Source organism: Deinococcota bacterium (assembly GCA_030858465.1).
In the GTDB taxonomy this organism is placed as follows: domain Bacteria; phylum Deinococcota; class Deinococci; order Deinococcales; family Trueperaceae; genus JALZLY01.
On record JALZLY010000233.1, the window covers coordinates 1 to 2,871 of the forward strand.

The 2,871-nt window shown below is 61.3% G+C and carries 3 protein-coding genes; all 3 read left to right on the forward strand.

Annotated elements, in window-relative coordinates; translation table 11 throughout:
- Window positions 1–929 (forward strand): mandelate racemase/muconate lactonizing enzyme family protein (locus M3498_11775; protein MDQ3459963.1); only part of this gene is annotated, 929 nt, incomplete at its 5' end.
- Between the two features lie 65 nt (window positions 930–994).
- Window positions 995–1,861 (forward strand): dihydrodipicolinate synthase family protein, encoded by an 867-nt coding sequence (locus M3498_11780; protein MDQ3459964.1) that lies wholly within the window; start codon window positions 995–997, stop codon window positions 1,859–1,861.
- Window positions 1,858–2,646 carry an SDR family oxidoreductase gene (locus tag M3498_11785; protein MDQ3459965.1) on the forward strand — a complete coding sequence of 263 codons (789 nt, stop codon included), beginning with the start codon at window positions 1,858–1,860 and terminating at the stop codon, window positions 2,644–2,646. The genes M3498_11780 and M3498_11785 overlap by 4 nt, the downstream gene beginning before the upstream one ends.
- The last annotated feature ends 225 nt before the right edge of the window (window positions 2,647–2,871 follow it).

Consider the following 2,871-nt stretch of genomic DNA (forward strand, 5'->3'; position numbering starts at 1 on the left):
CGCCTATGATCATCGGGGAGGATCCTCGCGACATCAACAAAATATGGGAACGCCTGTACTGGCAGACTGTCCGTGCAGGGCGGCGTGGCAACCTCCTCCACGCGCTTTCGGCCATCGATATTGCCCTCTGGGATCACCAGGCGAAACTCGCGAACATGCCGCTATACAAGCTTCTCGGCGCCTACCGTGAAGAAGCGCCCTGCTACGCATCGGGTGGGTACTACTACGACGGCATGGACATGCTACCCAAACTCGAAGAGGAAGTTAAAGGCTACATTGAGCAAGGCTTTACTGCCATCAAGATGAAAGTAGGGCGTTTGGATCCTCCGCGAGAAGCGGAACGCGTCAAGTTCGTCAGGGAAATAATTGGTCCGGAGGTCAAGCTCATGATCGACGCGAACCAAGCGTACCTGGACGTCAACGCTTGCACGGACTTATGCCGGCGTGTGGAAGCTTACGGCATCACCTGGTTTGAGGAACCTTTGCCGGTCGACATGATCGAAGCCCACGTTCGCTTACGTAAACAAACCTCAATTCCACTCGCCACAGGTGAGGTCGCCGCAACACGGTGGGAATTTCAAGATCTGATTCGTTCTGGCGCACTTGACTACGTTCAACCGGACGCTACCATGTGTGGCGGCGTGTCCGAGTGGCTCAAGATCGCGGCTCTTGCAAGTGCCCAGGGTGTTTCTCTCGCCCCGCACTACCACTGGGATATCCACGTGCATCTCGCCTGCGTGAGTCGCGACGTGACAATCCTGGAGAAATTCGTTGGGACGAACGTCAAAAACTTCGACCTCATCATGCACAATCCCCGAGAGGTCAGCCGGGAAGGCACACTAAAACCACCTGAAGGTCCAGGTGTGGGTATTGACTACAACGAAAACGCCATCAGGGAATACCTAGTTCATGAAGAAGTCATTTGCTAACGAAGGTCTCCAGGAATAGGAGGTTTCATGTCATGAAACCGCGATCTACCGGTGTATACACTATCATGCCGACGCCTTTTACGGACGACGGCAGCCTCGACCTCGCCAGCCTCGAGACCCTCACCGATTTCCTCATCGGTTTAGAGGTGGACGGTCTGGTGGTCCTCGGAGTGATGGGGGAGGCCCCCAAGCTTTCGCAGGACGAGCAGGACGTAGTCATCAGGACCACAGTGCGAGCCGCCGCCGGGCGCGTGCCCGTCTTTGCCGGCAGCGGCGCGGAAGGCACCGACCTCGCGGTTAGAAAGAGCGTGCGCGCCCTTGAGCTCGGCGCTGCCGGGCTGCTGGTGGCGCCGCCGCCCGTGCAAAATGACACGGTAATCTTTGATTACTATAAGCGCGTCAACGACGCCGTCGACAAGGTCATCATCCTGCATGACTACCCCGCCGCGACCGGCATCAGGATGAGCCCACCTCTCGTCGCCAGGCTCAACGCGGAACTCGAGCACGTCGGCATCATCAAGCTCGAGGAGACACCCAGCGTGCCCAAGGTTACCGCCTTGCGCAAGCTCGGTAGCGATATTGCCATCGTCGGCGGCCTGGGCGGCATGTTCTTTCTGGAGGAGCTCGAGCGCGGCGCGGACGGCATGATGACGGGCTTCTCCTACCCCGAGGTATTGGTGAGCATCTACCGGGCGTTCACAAGCGGCGACAAAGCCAAGGCGAGGCAAGTCTTCTATGACGCCTGCCCCATCCTCCGCTACGAGTTTCAGCCTGGCATCGGCCTGGCGCTCCGCAAGGAAGTCTACCGCCAGCGCGGCGCGATCGCCTCGGCCTTCGTGCGCCACCCGGGCACGCAGATCGACAACCTCCTCCGTGAGGAACTCGGCGGTGTCCTCCGCTACTGCGGCCTGCTCGAGGAGGTGACAGCGTGAACCTGGGTCTTGAAGGGAAACTCGCTGTGGTCACAGCGGCGACGGGCGGCCTCGGCTTCGCCACGGCTCAGGTTCTGGCGGCGGAAGGCGCACGCGTAGTGATCTGCGGCCGGGACGACGCTCGCGCCCTGGAAGCCGCGGCGCGCATTGGTCAGGAGACAGGAGGGGAGGTCATCGGTTTGGTCGCTGATGTGAGCCGCGCCGACGACCTCGAGAAGCTCTTTAACCAGATCGAGACCCAACTGGGGGGTCTCGACATCCTTGTCTCCAATGCGGGTGGCCCGCCCTCCGGCGGCTTTCTCTCCTTGGACGAGAACGCCTGGGATCTCGCCTACGCGCTCACCCTCCAGAGCGTGGTGCGCAGCGTCCGCCACGCCCTGCCACTCATGAGATCACGGGGCGGCGGCAGGATCCTCACCATCGTCAGCTCGAGCGTCAAGCGCTCCTTGCCTAACCTGCTGCTCTCGAACGTCTTCCGCCCGGCGGTGCAGGGGCTCTGCAAGTCGCTGTCGATCGAGCTCGCGGGCGACAACATCCAGGTCAACTGTCTGGCGCCCGGCCGCATCGGCACCGAGAGGACTGACGAGCTCGATCGGGCGCGCGCCCAGAAGCAGGGCACGACCTTCGAGGAGGTGCGGGCGCAGTCGGTCGCGCAGATTCCCATGGGGCGCTTCGGCACCCCCGAGGAGTTCGGCCGGGCCGCGGCCTTCCTCTGCTCGCCCGCCGCCCTCTACATCAGCGGCAGCACCGTTCTGGTTGACGGCGGCAGCGTCAACTGCCTGTGACGGTGGCAGCGTAGGGCCATCGGTGGGCCTTCTGGGAGGACGTTTCATGACCGTTGCCGAGGGGCAGCGGGCTCTTGTGGCGCGCACCCTGGTTGAGTACTACCCACATTCTGCTAGTGCCGGGTAAGGTTTGACGTATTTTGATTGGGTGAAACCTTCTGAGAGTGTAACACGGCTAGCGTCTTACGACATCGACCATTTAGGCATTGTTGCCGGGATCATCGA

Excerpts from the sequence above, each read along its gene's own strand:
- M3498_11780 (MDQ3459964.1), top strand. The coding sequence starts at position 995 with ATGCCGACGCCTTTTACGGACGACGGCAGCCTCGACCTCGCCAGCCTC.